Below are 20671 nucleotides of genomic sequence, written 5' to 3'. Positions count from 1 at the left end.
GCATACCGTGTGCAGATGTCAATCGTCCCGATGCAGTAGAGGGGACGGGATCGACAAATCAATCGTCCGTCGCGGAACCCCCCTCGCCCACCGCCGGCACGCCGGTCCCCGCGGCGGCACGGGAGAGGAGCGCATCGAGGTGCACGAGCTTGACCCGGGGACGGGACAGGGGCTCGCCGAGTGCCCGCTCGTGCGCGTCGATCGCCGACCAGCCCTCCCGGGAGACGACCTCCACCCCACGTCGCCCCAGCCGATCGAGGAGGCGCTCGGCCGGGTCCGGGGACCGCCCGTGGAGCCGGCCCGCGACGAGGTCCTCCACCAGCAGCGACACCGTCTCCTGGGCACACTTCTTGTTCGTCCCGATGACACCGGACGGGCCGCGCTTGATCCAGCCCGCGGTGTAGACCCCCGGCAACGGGGTGCCCGACACCGGGTCGCGGACCCGGCCCCGGACGTTGTCGATCCGGCCGGTCGCGGCGTCGAACGGCACTCCCGGCACCGCACGCCCGACGTAGCCGATCGACCGCAGGACCAGACCGGCGTCGACCACGGAGAGACGGCCGGTCGGCACCGGCACCGACGGACCGCCGGCCGGCCCGACGAGCTCGTTGTGCCCGAGGCGCACACCGGTGACCCGGCCGGTCCCGGTCAGCTCGACCGGGAACACCCGGAACCGCAGCACGATGCGCCTACGTGTCCCGGCAGGCCTGCGCGCGGCGTACTCGGCCAGCACCTCGAGGTTGTCCGCGACCCTCGGCCCGAACGACCCGCCGGTGCCGCCGACCGCGTCCGCAGCCAGGTCGGCCGGATCGACGACGACCTCGCAGTCGGCGATCCGGCCGAGCTCGCGCAGCTCCGGGGTGGTGAACGCGGCGTCCGCCGGTCCGCGCCGGCCGAGGACGACGATCTCCTCCACGCGGCTGGCCGCGAGCGCGTCGAGGGCGGCGTCGGCGATGTCGGTGCGGGCCAGCTCGTCGGTGTCCAGCGCGAGCATCCGCACCACGTCCAGCGCGACGTTGCCGTTGCCCACCACCACCGCCCGACGTGCGGACAGGTCGAAGTGGGCGCCGGCGACATCGGGGTGGCCGTTGTACCAGCCGACGAACTCGGTGGCGCTGTGGCTCCCGGCGAGCTCCTCGCCCGGTACTCCGAGGCGGCGGTCGTCCGGAGCCCCGGTCGCGTAGAGCACGGCGTGGAAGTGGCCGACCAGCTCGTCGTGGGAGACGTCGCGGCCGACGTGCACGTTGCCGTGCAGGTGGAAACCCGGGAGCAGCGCGTTCCGCTCGAAGACCCGGGTCACAGACTTGATCTTGGGGTGGTCCGGGGCCACCCCGGCACGGACCAGGCCCCACGGGGTCGGCAGGCGGTCAAACACGTGCACCTCGATCGCCGCGCCCGGGGTCGCCAGCAGCTGCGCGGCGGCGAAGGCGCCGGCCGGGCCGGACCCGACGACGGCCACACGCACACCCGGGAGCGCGCTCGTCCCGCTCATTTGATCATGAACCCGGCGTCGACCCGGATCTGCTGGCCGGTCACGTAGCGGGCGTCGTCGGACACCAGCCAGGCGATCGTGCGGGACACGTCCGCGGGCGTGACGACCTCGACCGGCATCCGGTTGCCGCGCATGGGACCGGCGAGTTCCTCGTGCTGCTCGAGCCACTCGACGAACCAGGGGTTGTTCGACATGTCGGTGTCGACCCCGGTCGGGTGCACCACGTTGACCCGGATGAACTCCGGCGCCAGCTCCCAGGCGAGCGTGGTCATCAGCGCGATGCCGCCGTGCTTGGCCGCGTTGTAGTGCGTGCACCCGGCCACCGCACGCAGGCCCCCGGTCGAGCCCGTGATCACGATCGCGCCACCCCGCCCGCCCGCCCGCAGGTGCGGGACGACGGCACGGCAGGTCTTCCAGACCCCCGTGAGGTTGACGTCGAGCATGTCCTGCCACTGCTCGTCGGTGAGGTCCCAGGTGCTGTCCGCCGCGCTCATGACACCGGCGTTGGCCACCAGGACGTCGACCCGGCCGAACTCGGCCATGCACCTGTCCGCCATGGCGCGGACCTGCGCGGTGTCCCGCACGTCGGCCTCCACGGCGACACACCGGCCACCCTGCGCCTGCACCAGCGCGACCGTCTCGGCGAGGTCGGCCGCGGTACCCATCGGGTACTCGACGGTGGCGATGTCGCCCGGCACGTCGCAGATCACCACGTCCGCCCCCTCGGCGGCGAGGGTGACCGCGTGTGAGCGGCCCTGCCCCCTGGCGCCGCCGGTGATGATCGCGACCTTGCCCTCCAGCCGCTTCACGACGCCTCGACGACCGGCAGGCAGGAACGTACGTAGGTGTCCGCGGCCGACAGCGCCTCGGTGATCCTCTGCCGTGGCCAGCCAGCGGTGCCGTGGCACTTCAGGCTCACCGGTCCGCGGTAGCCGACCCGGGCGAGCGTGCCCAGCGGGACCGCGTGGTCGATGGTCCCTCCGGGACGCGGGAGCTGCCGCTCACCGGGCCCGAAGTTGAGCCCGTCGACGCCGCGCCGGTAGGCACGGTCGATGTCCCACACGTAGTAGTAGAACAAGCGTTTGCGCTCGGCCAGGAACGTGATCGCCTCGCTGATCGAGTCCCCGACGACCCACAGGTGCGGGGGCGCGAGGCAGATCCCGAGGTGCGGGTCGTCGATGTCGGTGACCAGGCGGCGGATCTGAGCGAGCGTGTCGACCCCCTCCGACCAGCGCTGCTGCTCGCCCGCGCCGGACTCGAAGTCGGCCGAGAACGGGACGGTGAGGTGGTTCTCCACGGCGATCCGCACCCCGTGCCGCGCCGCCGCCTCGACCAGAGGCGGGAGGAAGGTCGCCACGAAGTCCGGATAGTCCGCCTCGCAGTCGAAGACCACCGTGTCGATGCCGAGCGCGGCGGCGAACTCGATCCGCTCCAGCATCTCGTCGCGGGTCCGGCCGTACATCGTCAGGCCGCACGGACGCACGCCGTGGCGGTCGAGCATCCGCCGGATCGCACCCGGGTCGTCGCCGGGGCCCACGTGGTCGGCGAGCGGATGGGCCGAGGACCAGAGGTTGACCTCGGTGAAGCCGAGCCCGGCCAGCTCGCGCACGGCCACGTCGAGGGGATGGTCGTGGTAGGGCAGAACCTCGGCGGTGTAGCGCAGCGACGGGCTCACGACCCGCTCCGGGCGACGGTTGGCACAGGCGCTCCTTCGAGACGGCAGGGCGACCACCGTGGTGTGACCGGGGTCGCTTCGATCGCGAGACCGCAGTCTTATGTCTCTGACAAGCAGATGTCAACCTCTTCGAAGCCATAGTCGGCATCAGGTGTTCTCGCATGTAGAACGCCTACCAGAACGCCCCGCGGGCCCCGACACTCCGTGCGGACACCGCGATCGGGCGCGCTTCGCAGTCATGTGGAGGGTTGACTTCTGCACGTTTCAATCAATACCGTGCGAGCAGTCGGCCGCCGGCCACATCCGCGGTTCGACCGGTAGCGGCACACCGCGCGACCCTGCCACCGGGGGCTGCGTCCCACCGCGGGCACCGGGTCGCCCGACGCGCCGGTCACCCATCCCGCCGTTCGCGGTCGCCTGCCCCGGCACCGTCCCCGACGCACTTGGAGCTGCGCCCCGATGAGTGACACACTACGCGCCGGAATCATCGGTGCCGGCTTTATCGGGACGGTGCACGCGCACGCGGTACGCGCTGCGGGGAGCACCGTGCAACGGGTGGTCGCCTCGACACCGCAGCGCACCGCCGCAGCCGCCTCCCGGCTGGGCGCCCAGACCGGCGCGGACAGCGTGCGGGAACTGATCGAGGCCGACGACGTCGACGTTGTGCACGTCTGCACACCGAACTCGCTGCACCTGGACCTGGCGAGCCGGGCGATCGAGGCCGGCAAGCCGGTGATCTGCGAGAAACCGCTCGCGGTACGACTGGCGGACGCCGGGCTGCTCGCCGACCGGGCCGCGGCGGCGGGGGTGGTCGCCTCCGTGCCCTTCGTCTACCGCTTCTACCCGGGCGTCCGGGCGATCCGGTCCCGCGTCGCCGCCGGGGAAGGCGGTCCGCTGCACCTGATGCACGGGTCCTACCTGCAGGACTGGCAGGTGGCCGGCGCCCCGGCCGGATGGCGCGGCGAGCACGGCGAGGGCGGCGAGTTCCGCGCCTTCGCCGACATCGGGGTGCACTGGTGCGACCTGGTGGAGTTCGTCAGCGGCCAGCGGATCGCGCAGCTCAGTGCCCGGACCACCGGCTCCGGCGCGCAGACGACGATGCAGTTCACCACCGACCGGGGAGTATCCGGCTCGGTGGTGGTCAGTCAGGTCGCCGCCGGGCACAAGAACGGGCTGATCCTCGCGCTCGACGGCTTCGACGCGTCGTACCGCTTCGACCAGGAGAACCCGGAGACCGTCCGCATCAGCAACGCCGCCGAGACCCGCGTCCTGCACCGCGGGTCGCCGGGGCTCTCCCCGCGCCAGTCGATCCTGCCGCCGGGCCACCCCCAGGGATATCAGGACTGTTTCAACGCCTTCGTCGCGGACACCTACGCCGCGATCGGCGGGGACACTCCCGACGGGCTGCCCACATTCGCCGACGGGCTGCGGGCCGCCCGGCTCACCGACGCCGTCGTCACGTCGTCGCAGTCCTCGACATGGGTGGAGGTCCCCTCGTGAAGCTCGGGTTCCTGACCGCGTGCCTGCCCGACCGCTCGCTGGCCGAGATCGCCGAGTGGGCGGGCCTGCACGACTACGAGGCACTCGAGGTTGCCGCCTGGCCCGACCTCGGAGCGCGGCCGTTCACCGCCACCCACCTCGACGTGGCCGGGTTCGGCTCCGGGCACGCCGACGAGACCCGGGCACTGGTCGACAAGAACGGCCTGACCGTGTCCTCGCTCGCCTACTACGACAACAACCTGCATCCCGACCCCACCGAGCGCGCCGCCGTCAACTCCCACGTCGCCGCGTGCATCGACGCCGCCGCGCTGCTCGGCTGCCCCTGTGTCGGCACCTTCGTCGGACGCCATCCCGGACGCACCGTCGCCGAGAACCTCCGCGACGCCGAGACGGTCTTCGCCCCGCTCGTCGACCGCGCCGGCGAGCGCGGGGTGAAGCTGGTGATCGAGAACTGCGTGATGGAGGGCTGGCACCCCGACGGCTACCCCGGCAACCTCGCCTACTCCCCCGAGCTGTGGGAGTGGATGTTCTCGCTGGGCCTCTACCTCAACTACGATCCGTCGCACCTGGTGTGGATGGGTATCGACCCGGTCGAGGCCCTGCGCCCGTACGTGGACCGGATCCCCCACGCCCAGGCCAAGGACGTCCAGCTCTTCCCCGCGCAGCGCAACCGGTACGGCTGGCCCGGCCGGGCCGTGGTCCGCGAGGACCCGTGGGACGTCGGCTGGTGGCGTTACCGGGTCCCCGGCCTCGGCCAGGTCGACTGGCGCGGTGTCGTCGACGCGCTCTACGAGGGCGGCTTCGACGGCGTGCTGTCGGTCGAGCACGAGGACCCGGTCTGGGGTGGCACCGAGGAGAAGGTCCGGACCGGGCTCGAGATCGCCCATCGCACGTTGCGCCCACTGATCGTCGCCTGAGTACCTGGAGCCCAGATGAGCACCGACACCCCGTTCCGGTACGCCTACAACTCACTGGTATACGTCGGGGAGGACCTCGCCGAGTCGGTCGAGCGCGTCGCCCGCTTCGGTTACGACGCCATCGAGATCGTCGGCGAGCCCGAGCGCATCGATCCTCGGCAGGTCGCGCGTCGCACGGCCGATGCGGGCATCGCCGTCAGCAGCATCTGCTCGATCTACACCGCCGAGCGGGACCTCGTCCACCCCGCCGCCGCCCAGCGGGCCCGCGCGATCGAGTACGTGAAGGACCTCGCGGACTTCGCGGCCGTGATGGGCTGCCCGACCGTCGTCGTGCACCCGACCGCCTGCATGAAGACGGCCCCGCTGGCCGATCCCGCCGACGAGTGGACGTGGGCGGTCGAGTCGATCCGCACCGCGGGCGAGTACGCCGCGCAACAGGGCGTCAGCTTCTCCCTGGAGTGTTGGAACCGTTACGAGTCCTACTTCCTCAACCGGCTCGAGCAGGCCCGTGCGCTGTGGGCGGCCACCGGTCTCGCCAACGGCGGCGTGCAGGGCGACACGTTCCACATGAACATCGAGGAGTCCTCGATCGTCGAGGCGTTCCGGGCCAGCGCCGGGGTGCTGCAGCACGTGCACCTGGCCGACTCCGACCGCACCGCTCCCGGTGGGGCGCTCATCGACTTCGAGCCGATCGTCGACGTGCTGATCGACATCGACTACCGCGGGTACCTCAGCTTCGAGCTGCTACCCGCCGCGGCCGACCCGTTCGCCTCCGGACGCCAGGAGGAGTTCTTCGACCGCTACACCGAGCGCGCGATCCGGACGCTGCGCGCCGTCGAGCAGCAGGTGCGGGCCCGGCGGGCGCTGGACGGGAAGGGCTGAGGTGGCCGCGCACCCGATCGGCCTGAGCACCTTCGTGCTCGCCTCCCCGTTCTCCGACCAGGACCTCCACCTGTTCGGCAAGGTCCGCGGATGGGGGTACGACCTCGTGGAGGTCTGCATCGAGGACCCCACCGTGCTGACCGCGGCGCAGGTCGCCCGGACAGCACGTGCCGAGGGGCTGTCCGTCCTGGTGTGTGGGGCGTTCGGACCCGGCCGCGACGTCTCGCACGAGGACTCTGCGCACCGCCGCGCCGGGCGCGACTACCTGGAGCACTGCATCGCGTTCGCCGCCGAGGTGCAGAGCCCGCTGGTCAGCGGCCCGATGTACGCCCCGACCGGTCAGGCGCGGCTGCTCGATCGGGGCGAGCGGCAGGCTCAGTGGGATCGCGCTGTCGAGAGCCTGCGCGCGGTCGCGGCGGTCGCGGCGCAGGCGGGAGTCGGGCTGGCCGTCGAGCCCCTCAACCGGTTCGAGACCGACCTGGTCAACACCGTGGAGCAGGGGCTGCGGCTCTGTGACGACATCGGTGCCGCACACGTCGGCCTGCTGCTCGACACCTTCCACATGAACATCGAGGAGAAGAGCCTGCCCGGGGCCGTGCGGGCCGCCGGAAGCCGGATCCTCGCCGTGCAGGCCTCGGAGAACGACCGCGGTACCCCCGGCAGCGGACACACGGACTGGCCCGGGACGGTCGAGGCGCTCGACGAGGTCGGTTACACCGGCGCCGTCGTCGTCGAGTCGTTCCTCCCGACGGTCCGCGAGATCGCCCGCGCGGTGTCGCTGTGGCGGCCGGTCGCCCCGTCTATGGACGCGCTCGCCGCCGAGTCCGCGCGCTTCCTGCGCCCGCTCCTCGACGGGGTCGGGCAACGGTCCCATGACGAAGGAGTGATCCGATGACCGCGCACCCGAGTGCGCCCCCCGCGGGGGCGACGGTCCCTGCCCCTCCGGTCGGCGCGAGTATGCGCGGCTGGCTCGACCAACTCCGACGGACCGGGCGGCTCACCCTGGGCAGCCCCGGCATGGACCTGGTCCACGGTGTCGCCGGGCTGGCCAACCGGCTCGAGGGCACCAGCGCCACGGCGTTCCCGCGCCCCGGGGGCCACCCGGTCCCCGTGGTGTCCGGGCTGCTCCTTCAGCGGGCCTGGATGGCCGAGGCGATGGACGTACCCCAGTCCGAGCTGCTGCGCCGATTCGAGCAGGCGTGCCTCGAGCCGGTGCCCAGCCGCGAGGTCACCGACCCGCCCTGCCAGCAGGTCGTGCACCACGAGGTCGACCTCACCCGCCTGCTCCCGATCCCCACCCACAACGAGCACGACCGCGGCGCCTACATCACCGCCGGCCTGCTGATCACCCGTCATCCGGACACCGGCGTCCAGAACGTCGCGATCCACCGGTTGCAGGTGAGCGGCCGGGATCGGCTCGGCGCGCTGCTGCTCCCGCGGCACACGCTGGCGTTCTTCCAGGAGCAGGAAGCTGCCGGGCGCGATCTCGACGTGGCCGTCGTCATCGGGGTGGACCCGCTGACGTTGCTGGCCTCGCAGGCGATCGTGCCGATCGGGCACGACGAGCTGGAGATCTCCGGCGCCCTGCGCGGCTCGGCGCTGCCGGTGACCCGCTGCCTGACCAGTGACGTCCGGGTGCCGGCCGACGCCGAGATCGTCCTGGAGGGCCGGCTGCTCGCCGACGTCCGCGAGGCCGAGGGCCCCTTCGGCGAGTTCCCGCAGTACTACGGCGAGCGCGCGTTGCGGCACGTGATCGAGGTGACCGCGGTGACCCACCGGCGCCGGCCGCTGTTCCACACCATCGTGGGCGGCAGCATGGAGCACCTGCTGCTCGGGGGCATTCCCCGTGAGGCGTCGTTCCTGTCGGACCTGCGCCGCAGCTTCCCCTCGGTCCGGGACGTGCACCTCTCGCGCGGCGGTACCTGCCGCTACCACCTGGCCGTGCAGATCGACAAGCGTTCGGAGGGCGAGGCCAAGAACGTCATCCTCGGCGCGCTCGCCGTGCACTACGACGTCAAGCACGTCACGGTGGTGGACACCGACGTGGACGTGCACAACCCCACCGAGGTCGAGTGGGCGGTGGCGACACGCTTCCAGGCCGACCGTGACCTGGTCGTCGTCGCCGGGACGCAGGGCTCGAAGCTCGATCCCTCCACGGTCGACGGGGTGGGCGCCAAGATGGGGCTCGACGCCACCGTCCCGCTCAGTGTCCCGGAGATGACCTTCACCCGGATCCGGGTGCCGGGTGAGCTGGAGCTCGACGTCGAGAGCCTGACCGAGCCCGCCCCGGCGGACTGGCTGGAGCGGTTGTCCCGATGAGCGCCCCCCGGCTGATCGTCGGCATCTCGGGTGCCTCCGGCGCCGTCTACGGGCTGCGCATCCTGGAGCTATTGCGTGACGGGCCCGTCCAGACGCACCTCGTGGTCAGCAAGGCCGGGCACACGACCCTGGCGCACGAGGCCGACGTGACGGCGGGCGACCTGGAACGCCTCGCCGACGTGGTGCACCCCCACCACGACATCGGGGCGAGCATCGCCAGCGGATCGTTCCGCACGCTGGGGATGGTCGTGGCCCCGTGCTCGGTGAAGTCGATGTCGGAGATCGCCGCCGGGACGACGTCCGGCCTGCTGACTCGCGCGGCGGATGTCGTGCTGAAGGAGCGGCGCCGTCTGGTCCTGATGGTGCGGGAGACGCCTCTGCACCGCAACCACCTGCGGACGATGGCCGAGCTGAGCGAGCTGGGTGCGATCATCGCGCCACCGGTGCCCGCCTTCTACATCCGCCCGCGCTCGCTGGAGGAGATCGTCGACCACACCGTCGGCCGTGTCCTCGACCTGTTCGATCTCGAGGTCGGGGCAGCCCACCGGTGGAACGGGATCGCGGACGCACGCGTCACGCGGTGAGTTCCGGGCGCCCCGCCGGGGAACCGTCCGCGATCCAGGTACCGATCCGGGCGGTGGAGAACAGTTCGTCCACAACCATGAAGCCCGCACCCATCAGCCCGGCCCGGTCGTCGAGGGGGGACCGGGCGATCCGGAGGTTACGGGTGGCGAGCGGGAGCGAGCGCCGGTAGACCGCCTGCCGGATCGCGGAGAGCAGCAGGTCGCCCGACGCCGCCACGCCGCCGCCGATGACCACCAGCGACGGGTTGTAGAAGTTGACCAGGGTGGCCAGCATCGTCCCGACCAGGCGTCCCGAGCGGGTGAGCAGCTCGACCGACACCGGATCGCCGTACTCCGCGGCCCGAGCGACGTCCTCGGCCTTCAGGTGGCCCTGGGCGGCGAGCCGCTCGGCCAGCAACGGGCTCTGCCCGCCGGTGGCGGCGGTGGTCGCGTCGCGCGCCAGTGCGGCTCCTCCGGCGAGCGCCTCGAGGCAGCCGACGTTGCCGCACCGGCAGACGACGTCGGTGTCGTCGACGACGGCGACGTGCCCGACGTCCCCCGCGCAGCCCTGCGCCCCGCGATGGGGCCGGCCGCCGGAGATCAGGCCTGCTCCGATACCCGTGCCGAGCTTGAGGTAGATGAGGTCCCGCAAGCCTTGGCCGAGGCCTGCCCGGTACTCGCCGAGTGCCATCGCGTTGACCTCGTTGTCGACGCACACCGGCACGCCGTACTGCGCGCCGAGCCGGTCGCGCACGGGATAGCGGTCCCATCCGGGCATGATCGGCGGCGCGACGGGGCGTCCGGTGGCCATCTCGACCGGCCCGGGGACGCCGATCCCGATTCCCCACACCTTTGGGATGTCAGGCTTCGCGCGGAGCTCGTCGAAGGACGCCTCCACCTGCTCCAGCGAAGCCTCGGGTCCGGCGGCGATGTCCCAGGGACGCTCGCTGTGGTGCAGCAGCCTGCCCGCCAGGTCGGTGATGCCGACGCCGATGCTGGTGGCCCCCAGCTCGGCGACGAGCACGGCCCCGGCCTCGGCTCGGAAGCGCAGCTGGCGAGGTGCACGTCCGCCGGTCGACGGACCGAGCGAGCCCTCCTCGACGAGCCCGGAATCGATGAGGTGGCCGACCCGCTGGGTGACGACGGTTCGTCCCAGGCCCGACCGCCGGCCCAGCTCAGGCCGCGTGCACGCCTCACCGGAGCGCACCATGTCGAGGACCGTGACCAGTGCGTCCAACTGCTCCGGGGGAAGACTCGCTCCCCGGTCGGTCGCGGTCATCGCCTTCCCCCCGCATGTCCGGCCCGAGGCCGCGGATTCGCGCCGGGGAGAGCCTACCGTGTGCGGACGGGCCGGCGGTCGACGCCGGACGACGTTCCGTGCGTCGCCCGCTCGCTGCGGCCGCCGTCCCGCCGTGGCGACCCTTTCAAGTTCAGTATGTCAAGCGTTGACTTCTGCACGCCAACGACATTAGATGACATACGGAACACAGGAGGTTGTCGTGCGGAGCGGATGCCATTCGATCACCTGGGGCGGCGTGGTGGCCGACGCCACCGGCGTCACCAGCGTGAAGAACCTGCACTACCGCGCCGCCGGGTCGATGCACCAGGCGCTGCGCGACATCGCCGCCGCGGGGTACGCCGGCGTCGAGATGTTCGACGGGAACCTCGCCGACCTCGCTGACGACCCGGCCGCGTTCCGGGCCCTGCTGGCGGAGACCGGGCTTCGCCTGGTCAGTGTCTACGCCGGTGGGAACTTCGTCTACCGGGACGCCCTGCCCGACGAGCTCCACCGGATCTCCGTCACCGCCGAGCTCGGTGCCGCCTTCGGCGCGGAGCACCTCGTCGTCGGCGGGGGCGCCCGGCGCAGCAGCGGCAACCCGGCCGAGGACTACGACCGGCTGGCCGAGGCACTCGACGCGGTGACCGACATCGCGACCGGCCACGGCCTGCAGGCCTGCTACCACCCCCACCTCACGACGATGGTGGAGAGCCCCGACGAGCTCGACATGGTCATGAAGCGGTCGCGGATCGGGTTCTGCCCCGACACCGCACACCTGGTGGCCGGCGGCGGGGACCCGGCCGCGCTGATCCGCCGCTACCCGGACCGGGTCCGCCACGTCCATCTCAAGGACCTGCGGCCCGACCCGTTCGCCTTCCTGCCGCTCGGCCAGGGAGAGATCGACTTCGCGGACGTGGTCGCGGCGCTGCGCGAGGTCCGTTACGACGGCTGGCTGATCGTCGAGTTGGACTCCTACGACGGCGACCCCCAGCGGGCCGCCGAGATCAGCAAGGCATATCTCGACCAGCTACTGGCGCCCTGAGAACCCTGGGCGACACGCGCTCCACGCAACCCCACAGGCAGGAAGACGGACATGGGCAAGCTCGACGGCAAGGTCGCCGTGATCACCGGTGGCGCGCGCGGACAGGGTCGCTCCCACGCGGTGGCACTCGCACGCGAGGGGGCGGACGTGGTCGTCTGCGACATCGCGTCGGACATCGCATCGGTGCCCTTCCCGCTCGCGGACGCCGCCGACCTCGACGAGACGGTCAAACTCGTCGAGCAGCAGGACCGGCGCTGTGTCGCCCTCCAGGCCGACGTGCGGGACACCGCGGCGATGCAGCAGGTGGCGGACACCGCGATGCGCGAGTTCGACCGTATCGACGTGCTGCTGGCCAACGCCGGAATCCTCAGCCTCTCCGACACCACGTGGGCGTTGAGCGACGAGCAGTGGGACGACATGATCGATGTCAACCTCACCGGCGTGTTCAAGTCCTGCCGAGCGGTCGTCCCGCACATGCTCGCGGCCGGAAACGGCGGGTCGATCGTCATCACGTCCTCCATCGCCGGGCTCAAGGGCGTCGCGGGATGCACGCACTACACCGCGGCCAAGCATGGCGTCGTCGGTCTGATGAGGACCCTGGCGCGGGAGCTGGCAGCCGCACGGATCAGGGTCAATACGATCCACCCGACCGGCGTGGACAGCCCCATGTCGAACAACGACTTCTTCCCGGCATGGCTGGAGGCGAACCCCGAGCTCGGCGACGCCATGCGGGGCAACCTGATGCCGGTCGACGCGATGCCAATGGCCGACGTGTCATCGGTGATCACATGGCTCGTGTCGGACGAGGCGAAGTGGGTCACCGGCGTGACCCTCCCCGTGGACGCGGGCTTCCTCCTCAAGTGAGGCGACAGATCGGGGGCCGCCCGGCCCCCTACCTGCTCAACCCTGGGAGGGCGACGACATCCGGCCGGGCCACGGCATCGCCAGGGCCTTCCCGCCCCTCCCTTTGACCGCTCGTTGCGCAGCTCCCCACGCCGGACCTTGCCGGCATCGCTCCGCAGAGGATGGTCGACAGCAGCGCCCGCCACCGGGCCATCCGCCCCACATTCTTCTCTCCGCTGAAGCTCGGGGTGGCGCGGGTTCGGTCAGGCTGCGTGGTTGGCGATGACGAGTTCGGCGACGAGGTCATCCAGCAGTGTGAACCGGTAGTCGAGCTCGGCGACACCACCCGGGAAGGTGCCCTCGAGCCGCACGGTCACCACCCAGTGGGCGTCATCGACGCGCCGAGCGCCGATCTGGTCGGTCGTGTACTCGAACTCGGATCCGGAGCCTGACCAACGCCTCATCAACTAGGGCGTGTCTCCCAAACGGGGCGGCTCGTGTGGGTGATGCTTGATCGATGTCTCGGACTGCGGTGCTCGACGATGCCGAGTGGGCTCTGATCGCCCCGTTGCTGCCCTCGTCGGCGGGTCGTCGGGGACGGCCGTTCCGCGATGACCGCCGGGTGGTCTGAGGTTCCCCCGCTTTGCCGGAGTGTCTGAACACTGGTTCGATCTTGAGAACCAGGAAGGAAGGCACTGGTGCCCGCACCGAAGAAGTACCCCGATGAGCTGCGCGAACGAGCGGTCCGGCTGTATCGGGAGTCCGACCCCCGCCCGACGTTCCGCGGGCTCGCGCAGCAGCTCGGGGTGCATCACGAGGCCCTGCGCAACTGGGTCCGCCAAGCGGAGGCCGACAAGGGCGAGCGCGATGATCGGCCGTCGACCGACATGCTCGCCGAGAACCGGCGGTTGGCGAAGGAGAACGCCGAGCTGCGGCGGGTCAACGAGGTCCTGCGCGCGGCGAGCGCCTATTTCGCCAGCGAGATCGGCCCGACCCGGAGGTGGTCATGAGCTTCGTCGACGCCCATGACTTCCCCGCCGGTCTCGTACTACGGGTCCTGAACATCGCGGCCTCGACCTACTACGACTGGCGCGCCCGCCGCGCGTCACCATCGCAGCGGCAGCTCGACGACGCCGTCCTGCTCGAGCAAATCGTGAAGATCCGCTCGATCAGCGAGTTCGCCACCACCTACGGCTCCCCGCGGGTCTGGCTCGAGCTGCGCCGCCAGGGCGTGCACGTCGGCCGCAAGCGCGTCGAGCGGATCATGCGCGAGCACGGCCTACAGGGCGCCCACCTGCGCCGCGGCTGGAAGGGCGGCTCGACCCGGCAGAACCCCGCCCACCGGCCGGCGCCGGACCTGCTCGAACGCGACTTCACCGCGACCGCGCCGAACCGCGTCTGGGTGGCCGACCTGACCCGGATCGTCACCGGCGAGGGCGTGTTGTGGCTGGCCTCGGTGCGTGACGCGTTCTCCAACCGGGTCGTCGGCTGGGCCACCGACCCCCGTGCGACGACCGCGCTGGTCCTCACCGCGCTCAACCACGCCCTGCGCTCGCGGGACCTGCGCCCCGGCCAGTTGATCTTTCACAGCGACAAGGGAGCCCAGTACACGGCGCTGCGACTCACCCAGCGCCTGGTCGACGCCGGTGTCGCCCCGTCGACCGGGTCCACAGGGGACAGCTACGACAACGCCCTCGCCGAGAACCTGTGGTCCACCCTCAAGATCGAGCTGCTCTACTGGCCCGGCACCACCTTCACAACCCGCCGCGACGCCGAGCACGCCCTGATCCGCTACCTCGACGGCTGGTACAACCCGCGCCGGATCCAGGCCCGCCTCGGCGGGCTCTCACCCGACGAGTACGAAGACGACTATCGTCGCACCCAGCGCGACGCCGACAGGTAACCCGCACTCCGGCGAACCGGGGGAAGCTCAGTCGAAGGGATCATCTACCGGTACCGATGCGGGCTGCCGTGGCGTGATGTCCCGGCGGTGTTCGGGCCCTGGCAGACCTTGTGGAAGCGGCACCGCCGCTACAGCGGTGACGGCACCTGGGATCAGGTGCTCGCGGCGCTGTTGAGCGTCGCGGACGGCGCCGGGATCGTGAACTGGGACGCCGGGGTTGATTCCACGATCATCCGGGCGCATCAGCACGCGGCGAACCTCTCCCGGGACACGGGGGGCGAGATCGAACTACAACAATCTGCTGGTCGAACCCGCTGACCACGCTTTGGGCCGGTCCCGCGGCGGGCTGTCGACGAAGATCCATCAGATTGTCGACGGCCACGGCTACCCCTTGGTGGTCCTCATCGGCCCGGGCCAGGCCGGGGACGCCCCGATGTTCCCGCACCTGATGCGCCACCTCAGCATCGCCCGGCTCGGCCCGGGCCGGCCGCGGACCCGCCCGGACCGGATGCGTGCAGACAAGGCCTACTCATCGCGGGCGATCCGCCGCCACCTCCGGGCACGACGGATCGTCGCGGTCATCGCTGAACCGGCTGACCAGCAAGGACACCGCAAACGTCGCGGGTCTCGCGGCGGCCGCCCACCAGCGTTCGACGCCGTGGACTACCGCAACCGCAACGTCGTCGAGCGCGGGTTCTGCACCGTCAAACAGTGGCGCGGGCTCGCGACTCGCTACGACAAGCTCGCACTGACCTTCCGCGGTGGCGCCGTCCTCAAGGCCATCGTCACCTGGCTCCAGGCATTAGGAGACACGCCCTAGCCCCGGTGATTCACGGAGCCGTCGGCTGATCTTGTGATCGAGCTGGTTGATGTTCGTTGAACCGTGCCGGTGGGTGGGCATGTCGAGGTGACCGGCGTGCTGTTCTGCCGGTGGCTCCCGCCGCTCGTCGTGTTGGGATAGAAGATCAACCAGCAGGGATGGGCAGCGTGACGAGCCGGGTGAACGCTGCAGCCAGGTCCCGCGCCCAGGGCCAGGCACGCTGGATGCGCAGCCAGGTTCGGCGTTGCCCGCGGGTGAGCCTCGCGGCGACGTGGAGCAGCCGGTAGCGCAGCGTCTTCGGCTCGGCCTTGGCCAGTTCGCCGTGCAGGAGCAGGTGCTGGGTCCAGGTGAGGAGGTCAACGGCGAGCATGACCACGGCAAGCCATGCTTGATTGATCGCGAACGAGCGGGACGGGAAGTGGTCCAGTCCGGCGTCTTTCGCGCAGCGGATGCGGTCCTCGATCCGGGCGTGCGCGCGGTGCCGAGCATCGAGGCGGGCGAGTTGCCCGACGCGGGTGTCGGTGGCGAACGCGGTGTAGCGCCACCCCGTCTCGTTCCTCGAACGCGTCGAGCTGCGCTCCGGGGTGCGGACGCTCGCGGCGCACGACCACTCGTGTTCCGACCGGGTAGCCGGACAACGATCGAGCGGGCAGGACGCCGGTGATCTCGGCCAGCCCGGCTCCGTCGCGGTGCCCGCCGTCGGTGTCGATCGCGCCTGTCCACACCGTCTTGGGGATCGCGCTGATCGCGGCCCGTTCCTTGTCTCTGATCGCCCAGCCGACCGAGAACTCGCAGCTCACCGCGTCGTCGCGGCGGCTGCGGACGTGAGCGAGGAACTCCCGGGTGCAGCCGGCGGTGTCGGCGCGGACCAGGATCGGGGTGCCGTGGCGGTGGGCGTCGGGGAGCTGGATGAGCGCGGCGTCGAGCACCGCGATGTGGTCGGCGGCGGTGTTGCTGCCCGCGTTCCCGCGGCGCAGCTGCGCGGCGAGGAACTCGCCGGTGTTGTCGCAGAACGCGAGCATGGGGTGGTGGCCGAAGGTCTTCTTGAACGTCGGCGCCGCGTGCTCCTTCTCGCTGTGACAGACCACGATCGAGGCGTCGAGGTCGATCACCAGCCCGGGCAGCTCCCGCCCGGCCGCCATCGCGGGCGGGAACGGCGCCCCGGTGAGCTCGGCGCGCTGCGCCCACATGACCTCCCGCGCCGCGGCCCGAGCCCGCGCGACCGCGCCCAGCCGGGTGGTGTCGAGCTGATCGAGCAGCCGCCAACACGTCGAGTCCGACGCCACCGACCCGAACAACTCGGCCTGATCGGCGAGCACCGCGACATCCGAGATCGTCGTCGCGCCGTCAGCGACCGCTACAGCCATATCGACCAGCACCCGACCCGGATCGTGCCGGGCTCGCGGCTTGCGCGGCCCGGCCAGTTCCTCGGCGAGCTGCGCGGTCAGCGTGGTCCGGTTCGCGAGGTCGGCGAGCAGCCGCGACCCGGCATGCGACACCACACCCTCCCCGTCCGCGGTTGCCGTGATCCTCGGCCGGGTCGTTGTAGCCTGCACCTCGAAAGTGCCTCTCCGTCAGAGTGGACTGCGCCCTCAGCAAGCACAGTTTCCCCTGGTAGCGAGGCACTTCGTCTATCCAGGCATCGACACGCCGACCGACTCATGAAAGAGCCGGGGCTAGTGCATCGGATCGTTCTTGCAATCGGCCGACTACCGACCTGTGTCAACGGCAGCCGAAAACTGATCAGGTGTCGCCACGCCCTGTTCAGTTTTCAGCTGCCGCCGACAACCTGATCTCTTCCAGGCTCAGTGTTGAGCCTGGGAACCATCACCGCCAGCGTGACCACGAAGAAGCCACGGCCGACCACGCGACCGCTCATCCCGAAACGTGCACTTCGCCCACCAGCAATGGAGGCGAGAGCGTGGAACTTACGAATGGGACGATCCGGCAGTCCGCCCGACGGTCGGTGGCCGGAGTTGCCGGTGGCGTCGGAACGACCAGTCGGGCCACCGCGATTTGCGCAACCGACCGGGGCGTGTTCGTCGGGCGACCGGTCGACGTCTTGGTCTGCCGCGCCACCGGCGACTCCCTCGTTCGCGCCGACCGAGCGGCGCAACTGATCATCTCGACCAGCGGCATCCGACCGTCCTTGCAGTGACCTCCGCAGACTCGTCAGGACCGAGCCGACCGGTCAGCGCCCGGCTCCGGCTGCTCGAACCGCACACCGCCGCGATCGTGGTGCTCCCCTTCGTCCGGCGCTCGATCTCGTCGGCACGATCGGCCGCCACGTCCTGGACCAGCTCCTTCCCGCCCGCCGAGTCCGGACCGACCCACGCGTGGTCAAACGCGCGATCTCCAAATACGTCGCCAGCACCGCCCAGGGCCGTCACCGCGGACGCAGCCGTTCCGCAGTGATCACCATCGACATCACGATGATCTTGACAGCGCCGCCACCGGCCTAACTGAACGGCTTTGGAGCTAGAGCAACGACGCGAAATCCGCCACGCAACATATTCAGGCGAGTATGCGCTGTGCTGGAACTCCGGTCACCCGGTCGACGCCGTCACTCGCAACGTACGCTGAAAGAACTCGACCTGCGCCAACACAGATCGCTCGAAGAGTGCTCCGGTGTAGATGTCGAAGTGCCCCGACGGCAGCTCCAGGATCTCCGAGCCCGCGCCCGCCTTCGCGGCGACGGCGCGCACGGCCGCGGGCGGGGCGATGTTGTCGTCGGCCGCCACGACCAGGAAGATCGGAGCCCGCAGCTTCGACGCCGCAGTGACCGGCCGGTTGAGCGGGATGAGCAGGGCACCGCGGGCACACATCTCGTTGCGGAACGTCGGGCCCATGATCGAGCGGTAGCCGGTCTCGGCCCCCTCCGCGGTGATGGCGGCGAGCGAGCCGGGCGGGCCGACCACCGGGATCAGGTGCGGCTCGCGGCCCAGCAGCGAGCCGGCGATGTCGCGCAGCGCATGCCCGGTCAGCCTGAGCAACTGCCCGATCCCGGCGTAGCGGCCGATCTCCAGCAGCGCCGCGAGCCCGTCCATGGCGGCGCCCTGCGAGATCACGGCCGCGACCTGGCCGTCCTTCGCCGCGACCGGCACGACGTGCCCGCCGGAGTACGAGCTGCCCCACAGCACGATGCGGTCCGGGTCGACGCCGTCGAGGCCGCGCGCGTGGGCGATGGCCGAGTGGTAGTCCTCGCGGTGCCGCACGTGCCACACGTTCTGGCGCGGCGTGCCCTCGGAGGTGCCGTAGCCGCGGTAGTCGAAGACGAGGACGTCGGCGCCGGCCTCGGCGAACCGCTCGGCGAAGGGCAGCAGCCCGGCGTCGCGGGTGGCGCCGAACCCGTGGGCCATCACCACGCACGGGCGGCCTCGCGAGCCGGTGAGCGCGTCGCTCCCGGCCCGCAGGTACCAGGCCGCGCACCGCGTGCCGTGGCTGTCGAACCCGGTCTCCTCGACCATGAACCGCTCCCTCGTGTGGTGCCACTCACATCTTCGCCGCCGTGACGCTACCGGTTCGATCGATCACTACCGTGATCGTCGTTCACCGTCGAGCCCCGAGGAGATTCCCGTGTCGATCCCCACCGACGCCAACCGCGAACTGCTGACCGTCATCGCGAACGCCCGTGCCAAGCCCGGCAAGGAGCAGGCGCTGCGCGAGGCGCTCGAGGCGCTGGTCGAGCCCACCAGCAAGGAGGACGGGTACGTCACCTACGCCCTGCACCAGGGCGCCGACGACCCGGCCGTCTTCTACTTCTACGAGAACTGGGAGAGCGCGGCCCACCTGGAGGCCCACCTCGCCACCGCGCACATCGCGACGTTCCTGGCCGCCATGGACGACCTGCTCGACGGCCCGCTGGTGATCCAGCAGCTGCGCCGCATCGCCTGACCCGGGCGGGGCGGCACTAGCCGAACATGTCGGCGACCGTCGTCCCGTTCTCCAGCCCGCGCAGCCAGGCGACGTCGCCGTCCCCGAACTCGGCGACCGCACCGGCCACGAGCCAGGTCAGGGCCGGCAGGAACTCCTCCTGCAGCGCGGACTGCGCCGCGGGCACCTCGACCGCGGCCTCCTCGCTCTCCAGCGCGCCCGCCACGTACCGGGCCCGGGCGCGGTAGCGCGACCCGAGCAGCTCGCCCACGCGGTCGAGCGCCTCGTCGACCCGCGATCCCCGCTCGGGCGTCGCGTCCCGCACCAGGCCCAGCCAGCGGACCAGCGTCAGCATGCCCATCAGCTGCGCGGGCCCGCCCTGGGTCTGCGGCGACGCCCGGTCGTCGACGCCGACGAGCTCGGCCGCGGCCTCGCGCGCCGCCTCGGGCGTGCGGTGCTCCAGCGTGGCGCCGACGGCGTCGGCGAGCAGGTCCCCGACCGTGGCGGCGGCCTGCTCCATCTCGCGGATCTCCCGGGTCTTCACCATGGGCGGCAGCGTAGTGGCCGCTCAGCGGGTGTCCGTGCGGGACCACGGGCTGCTCCGGGCACACCGCTGTCCGTCGAACGGCGGAGGGCCGTGCCCGTCGCCGGGCTGTCCCGCGGCCTCCCGCACGACGGCAGGCTCGGCGCGGCCGGACACACCGTCGGAGGAGAGACCGATGCCCTACCGCGACGCAGCCGACGGGACGCGGCTGTTCCACATCGACGTCGGCGACGGGCCGCCCGTGCTGCTGGTGCACGCGTGGTCGCTGAGCTCGGCGATGTGGGAGTACCAGATGCGCTCACTCGTGGCGGCCGGGTTCCGGTGCGTGGCGCCCGACCGACGCGGCCACGGCCGCTCCGACGTGGCGAGTACCGGGTACGACCTGGACACCCTCGCCGGGGACCTCGCCGGGCTGGTGGAGGATCTCGACCTGCGCGACCTCACCGTCGTCGCGCACAGCATGGGCACCTGCGAGGTGGCGCGCTGGCTGGGGCGGTCGGGCACCGGCCGGGCCGCGCGGGCGGTGTTCCTCGGTGCGATGACACCGCACCTGGCCGGGTCGGTCGGGGAGGCGTTCGTCGAGGCGATGGTCGCCGACCTGGCCGCCGACCGGCCGCGCTGGTTCCACGACTCGGCACCGGCCTACTTCGCCACCGGCGGCGCCGGCTCGTGGGTGTCACGGGCGCTGGTCGACGACGGGATCCGCGCGATCCTCGCCACGCCGCTGGAGGTGCAGATCGCCTGCCTGCGCGCGTTCACCACCACCGACCTCACCGAGGACCTGCGCGCGATCCGGATCCCGGTGCGTGTCCTGCACGGTGACGCCGACGCCTCCGCGCCGATCGACCTCACCGGCCGACCGACGGCGACGCTGCTCCCCCACGCGGCCTTCCGGCTCGTCGAGGGCGCACCGCACGGGCTCTACGTCACCGCGCGCTCGGTGGTCGATGCCGAGATCCTCGCCTCGGCCCGGGGGACGACATGCGTCCGACCAGCGGCTACCCCGTCCTGACGAACGA

21 protein-coding genes and 1 pseudogene are annotated in these 20671 nt (G+C 71.4%); 14 read left to right on the top strand and 8 right to left on the bottom strand.

Annotated features, from left to right (window positions below; translation table 11 throughout):
* Positions 1-58 precede the first annotated feature (58 nt).
* Genes Q1K26_RS09550 through Q1K26_RS09540 form a run of 3 tightly spaced genes read right to left on the bottom strand, consistent with a single transcriptional unit; the run spans position 59 to position 3167 of the window.
* On the bottom strand, positions 59-1459 hold the full coding sequence (locus tag Q1K26_RS09550) for an FAD-dependent oxidoreductase (protein WP_300009230.1): 1401 nt from the start codon (positions 1457-1459) through the stop codon (positions 59-61).
* A gap of 29 nt (positions 1460-1488) precedes the next feature.
* The gene (locus tag Q1K26_RS09545) at positions 1489-2301 is read right to left on the bottom strand and encodes a mycofactocin-coupled SDR family oxidoreductase (RefSeq protein ID WP_300009229.1); all 813 of its coding nucleotides are present in this window, start codon (positions 2299-2301) and stop codon (positions 1489-1491) included.
* On the bottom strand, positions 2298-3167 hold the full coding sequence (locus Q1K26_RS09540) for a sugar phosphate isomerase/epimerase family protein (RefSeq protein ID WP_300009228.1): 870 nt from the start codon (positions 3165-3167) through the stop codon (positions 2298-2300). Before Q1K26_RS09540 ends, Q1K26_RS09545 begins: the two co-directional genes overlap by 4 nt.
* A gap of 459 nt (positions 3168-3626) precedes the next feature.
* On the opposite strand from Q1K26_RS09540, the gene Q1K26_RS09535 reads away from it, so the two are divergent.
* Genes Q1K26_RS09535 through Q1K26_RS09510 form a run of 6 tightly spaced genes read left to right on the top strand, consistent with a single transcriptional unit; the run spans position 3627 to position 9369 of the window.
* The gene (locus Q1K26_RS09535; protein ID WP_300009227.1) at positions 3627-4667 is read left to right on the top strand and encodes a Gfo/Idh/MocA family oxidoreductase; all 1041 of its coding nucleotides are present in this window, start codon (positions 3627-3629) and stop codon (positions 4665-4667) included.
* The gene (locus tag Q1K26_RS09530) at positions 4664-5584 is read left to right on the top strand and encodes a sugar phosphate isomerase/epimerase (protein ID WP_300009226.1); all 921 of its coding nucleotides are present in this window, start codon (positions 4664-4666) and stop codon (positions 5582-5584) included. Before Q1K26_RS09535 ends, Q1K26_RS09530 begins: the two co-directional genes overlap by 4 nt.
* Before the next feature lie 15 nt (positions 5585-5599).
* Positions 5600-6466, top strand: a complete 867-nt coding sequence (locus Q1K26_RS09525; protein WP_300009225.1) for a sugar phosphate isomerase/epimerase family protein — start codon at positions 5600-5602, stop codon at positions 6464-6466.
* A 1-nt stretch (position 6467) separates the two neighbouring features.
* On the top strand, positions 6468-7361 hold the full coding sequence (locus tag Q1K26_RS09520) for a sugar phosphate isomerase/epimerase family protein (RefSeq protein ID WP_300009224.1): 894 nt from the start codon (positions 6468-6470) through the stop codon (positions 7359-7361).
* Positions 7358-8785: a UbiD family decarboxylase gene (locus tag Q1K26_RS09515; RefSeq protein ID WP_300009223.1), complete on the top strand. Its 1428-nt coding sequence runs from the start codon at positions 7358-7360 to the stop codon at positions 8783-8785. The genes Q1K26_RS09520 and Q1K26_RS09515 overlap by 4 nt, the downstream gene beginning before the upstream one ends.
* Entirely contained in the window at positions 8782-9369 is a 588-nt protein-coding gene (locus tag Q1K26_RS09510; protein WP_300009222.1) for a UbiX family flavin prenyltransferase, read from the top strand. The genes Q1K26_RS09515 and Q1K26_RS09510 overlap by 4 nt, the downstream gene beginning before the upstream one ends.
* On the opposite strand, the gene Q1K26_RS09505 is transcribed toward Q1K26_RS09510, so the two are convergent.
* The gene (locus tag Q1K26_RS09505; protein WP_300009221.1) at positions 9359-10627 is read right to left on the bottom strand and encodes an ROK family protein; all 1269 of its coding nucleotides are present in this window, start codon (positions 10625-10627) and stop codon (positions 9359-9361) included. The two genes, Q1K26_RS09510 and Q1K26_RS09505, sit on opposite strands and share 11 nt — an antisense overlap.
* A 220-nt stretch (positions 10628-10847) precedes the next feature.
* Here Q1K26_RS09505 and Q1K26_RS09500 point away from each other — a divergent pair, with 220 nt between their 5' ends.
* Together Q1K26_RS09500 and Q1K26_RS09495 are read left to right on the top strand one after the other, a co-directional pair.
* Positions 10848-11669, top strand: coding sequence for a TIM barrel protein (locus Q1K26_RS09500; RefSeq protein WP_300009220.1), 822 nt, complete (start codon positions 10848-10850; stop codon positions 11667-11669).
* Positions 11670-11720: 51 nt separating this feature from the next.
* Positions 11721-12533 (top strand): mycofactocin-coupled SDR family oxidoreductase, encoded by an 813-nt coding sequence (locus Q1K26_RS09495; RefSeq protein WP_300009219.1) that lies wholly within the window; start codon positions 11721-11723, stop codon positions 12531-12533.
* Positions 12534-12775: 242 nt separating this feature from the next.
* On the opposite strand, the gene Q1K26_RS09490 is transcribed toward Q1K26_RS09495, so the two are convergent.
* On the bottom strand, positions 12776-12976 hold the full coding sequence (locus tag Q1K26_RS09490; RefSeq protein ID WP_300009218.1) for a hypothetical protein: 201 nt from the start codon (positions 12974-12976) through the stop codon (positions 12776-12778).
* Positions 12977-13210: 234 nt separating this feature from the next.
* Here Q1K26_RS09490 and Q1K26_RS09485 point away from each other — a divergent pair, with 234 nt between their 5' ends.
* The 4 genes from Q1K26_RS09485 to Q1K26_RS09470 are packed head-to-tail and all read left to right on the top strand — an operon-like array spanning position 13211 to position 15235.
* Positions 13211-13522 carry a transposase gene (locus Q1K26_RS09485; RefSeq protein WP_166665856.1) on the top strand — a complete coding sequence of 104 codons (312 nt, stop codon included), beginning with the start codon at positions 13211-13213 and terminating at the stop codon, positions 13520-13522.
* Positions 13519-14415, top strand: a complete 897-nt coding sequence (locus tag Q1K26_RS09480; RefSeq protein WP_300009217.1) for an IS3 family transposase — start codon at positions 13519-13521, stop codon at positions 14413-14415. Before Q1K26_RS09485 ends, Q1K26_RS09480 begins: the two co-directional genes overlap by 4 nt.
* A gap of 39 nt (positions 14416-14454) precedes the next feature.
* Positions 14455-14733, top strand: coding sequence for a transposase (locus Q1K26_RS09475; protein ID WP_363320451.1), 279 nt, complete (start codon positions 14455-14457; stop codon positions 14731-14733).
* Positions 14633-15235 carry an IS5 family transposase gene (locus Q1K26_RS09470; protein ID WP_363320450.1) on the top strand — a complete coding sequence of 201 codons (603 nt, stop codon included), beginning with the start codon at positions 14633-14635 and terminating at the stop codon, positions 15233-15235. The genes Q1K26_RS09475 and Q1K26_RS09470 overlap by 101 nt, the downstream gene beginning before the upstream one ends.
* 145 nt (positions 15236-15380) lie before the next feature.
* On the opposite strand, the pseudogene Q1K26_RS09465 reads toward Q1K26_RS09470, so the two are convergent.
* Together Q1K26_RS09465 and Q1K26_RS09460 are read right to left on the bottom strand one after the other, a co-directional pair.
* Positions 15381-16791: pseudogene (locus tag Q1K26_RS09465) on the bottom strand (IS1380 family transposase).
* 990 nt (positions 16792-17781) lie between these two features.
* Positions 17782-18702, bottom strand: coding sequence for an alpha/beta fold hydrolase (locus Q1K26_RS09460; RefSeq protein ID WP_300009215.1), 921 nt, complete (start codon positions 18700-18702; stop codon positions 17782-17784).
* Positions 18703-18811: 109 nt separating this feature from the next.
* Here Q1K26_RS09460 and Q1K26_RS09455 point away from each other — a divergent pair, with 109 nt between their 5' ends.
* Positions 18812-19129 carry a putative quinol monooxygenase gene (locus tag Q1K26_RS09455; RefSeq protein ID WP_300009214.1) on the top strand — a complete coding sequence of 106 codons (318 nt, stop codon included), beginning with the start codon at positions 18812-18814 and terminating at the stop codon, positions 19127-19129.
* Between the two features lie 16 nt (positions 19130-19145).
* Here the strand turns inward: Q1K26_RS09455 and Q1K26_RS09450 are convergent, their stop codons facing one another.
* Entirely contained in the window at positions 19146-19655 is a 510-nt protein-coding gene (locus Q1K26_RS09450) for a hypothetical protein (RefSeq protein WP_300009213.1), read from the bottom strand.
* 172 nt (positions 19656-19827) lie between these two features.
* Here Q1K26_RS09450 and Q1K26_RS09445 point away from each other — a divergent pair, with 172 nt between their 5' ends.
* The gene (locus tag Q1K26_RS09445) at positions 19828-20664 is read left to right on the top strand and encodes an alpha/beta hydrolase (protein ID WP_300009212.1); all 837 of its coding nucleotides are present in this window, start codon (positions 19828-19830) and stop codon (positions 20662-20664) included.
* Positions 20665-20671: the final 7 nt, after the last annotated feature.

This window comes from Pseudonocardia sp., assembly GCF_029263155.1.
GTDB lineage: Bacteria > Actinomycetota > Actinomycetes > Mycobacteriales > Pseudonocardiaceae > Pseudonocardia.
Note: the sequence above shows the minus strand (reverse complement) of the source record. Positions and strands in the feature narration are given on the sequence as shown.

What these genes read in the sequence shown, in the direction of transcription:
- Q1K26_RS09535 (WP_300009227.1), top strand. Translation starts at nt 3,627, where the DNA reads ATGAGTGACACACTACGCGCCGGAATCATCGGTGCCGGCTTTATCGGG.
- Q1K26_RS09525 (WP_300009225.1), top strand. Translation starts at nt 5,600, where the DNA reads ATGAGCACCGACACCCCGTTCCGGTACGCCTACAACTCACTGGTATAC.
- Q1K26_RS09515 (WP_300009223.1), top strand. Translation starts at nt 7,358, where the DNA reads ATGACCGCGCACCCGAGTGCGCCCCCCGCGGGGGCGACGGTCCCTGCC.
- Q1K26_RS09510 (WP_300009222.1), top strand. Translation starts at nt 8,782, where the DNA reads ATGAGCGCCCCCCGGCTGATCGTCGGCATCTCGGGTGCCTCCGGCGCC.
- Q1K26_RS09505 (WP_300009221.1), bottom strand. Translation starts at nt 10,627, where the DNA reads ATGACCGCGACCGACCGGGGAGCGAGTCTTCCCCCGGAGCAGTTGGAC.
- Q1K26_RS09495 (WP_300009219.1), top strand. Translation starts at nt 11,721, where the DNA reads ATGGGCAAGCTCGACGGCAAGGTCGCCGTGATCACCGGTGGCGCGCGC.
- Q1K26_RS09490 (WP_300009218.1), bottom strand. Translation starts at nt 12,976, where the DNA reads ATGAGGCGTTGGTCAGGCTCCGGATCCGAGTTCGAGTACACGACCGAC.
- Q1K26_RS09480 (WP_300009217.1), top strand. Translation starts at nt 13,519, where the DNA reads ATGAGCTTCGTCGACGCCCATGACTTCCCCGCCGGTCTCGTACTACGG.
- Q1K26_RS09460 (WP_300009215.1), bottom strand. Translation starts at nt 18,702, where the DNA reads ATGGTCGAGGAGACCGGGTTCGACAGCCACGGCACGCGGTGCGCGGCC.
- Q1K26_RS09450 (WP_300009213.1), bottom strand. Translation starts at nt 19,655, where the DNA reads ATGGTGAAGACCCGGGAGATCCGCGAGATGGAGCAGGCCGCCGCCACG.
- Q1K26_RS09445 (WP_300009212.1), top strand. Translation starts at nt 19,828, where the DNA reads ATGCCCTACCGCGACGCAGCCGACGGGACGCGGCTGTTCCACATCGAC.